The sequence below is a fragment of the Vibrio sp. YT-18 genome (assembly GCF_033337345.1).
Taxonomy (GTDB): Bacteria; Pseudomonadota; Gammaproteobacteria; order Enterobacterales; family Vibrionaceae; genus Vibrio; species Vibrio alginolyticus.
Genome location: NZ_JAWOQO010000172.1, coordinates 1 through 1,190, shown reverse-complemented (window position 1 = coordinate 1,190; position 1,190 = coordinate 1). Strand labels below are relative to the sequence as shown.

At 47.2% G+C, this 1,190-nt stretch carries 1 protein-coding gene; it reads left to right on the top strand.

The window, feature by feature from the left end:
* Positions 1-1,184: elongation factor Tu (gene tuf, locus R7M72_RS25215; RefSeq protein ID WP_017822038.1), on the top strand; the 1,184-nt coding region annotated here is incomplete at its 5' end.
* Between the last annotated feature and the right edge of the window lie 6 nt (positions 1,185-1,190).

Below are 1,190 nucleotides of genomic sequence, written 5' to 3'. Positions count from 1 at the left end.
TGTCTAAAGAAAAATTTGAACGTACGAAACCGCACGTTAACGTTGGTACTATCGGCCACGTTGACCACGGTAAAACAACTCTAACTGCAGCTATCTGTACTACTCTTGCTAAAGTTTACGGCGGTGTAGCTAAAGACTTCGCATCTATCGATAACGCTCCAGAAGAGCGTGAGCGCGGTATCACAATCGCAACTTCTCACGTTGAGTACGACACTCCATCACGCCACTACGCACACGTTGACTGTCCAGGACACGCTGACTATGTTAAAAACATGATCACTGGTGCTGCACAGATGGACGGTGGTATCCTAGTTGTTGCTGCGACAGATGGCCCAATGCCACAAACTCGTGAGCACATCCTACTAGGCCGTCAGGTTGGTATCCCATACATCATCGTATTCATGAACAAATGTGACATGGTTGACGATGAAGAGCTACTAGAACTAGTAGAAATGGAAGTTCGTGAACTTCTATCTGAATACGATTTCCCAGGTGATGACCTACCAGTTATCCAAGGTTCTGCACTAGGCGCACTAAACGGCGAAGAGCAGTGGGAAGCGAAAATCGTTGAACTAGCAGAAGCTCTAGATACTTACATCCCTGAGCCAGAGCGTGCGGTAGATCAGCCATTCCTAATGCCTATCGAAGACGTATTCTCAATCCAAGGTCGTGGTACAGTAGTAACTGGCCGTATCGAGCGTGGTATCCTAACTGTAGGTGACGAAGTTGCTATCGTAGGTATCAAAGACACTACTACAACTACATGTACTGGTGTTGAGATGTTCCGTAAGCTTCTAGACGAAGGCCGTGCAGGTGAGAACGTTGGTGCACTTCTACGTGGTACTAAGCGTGACGAAGTTGAACGTGGTCAAGTACTAGCTAAGCCTGGTTCAATCACTCCACACACTAAGTTCGAATCAGAAGTATACGTACTGTCTAAAGATGAAGGTGGTCGTCACACTCCATTCTTCAAAGGCTACCGTCCACAATTCTACTTCCGTACAACTGACGTAACTGGTGACATCCAGCTACCAGACGGCGTAGAAATGGTAATGCCAGGCGACAACGTACAGATGACTGTAGAGCTAATCGCACCAATCGCAATGGACGAAGGTCTACGTTTCGCGATCCGTGAAGGTGGCCGTACAGTAGGTGCTGGTGTTGTTGCTAAGATCTTCGACTAATTCATA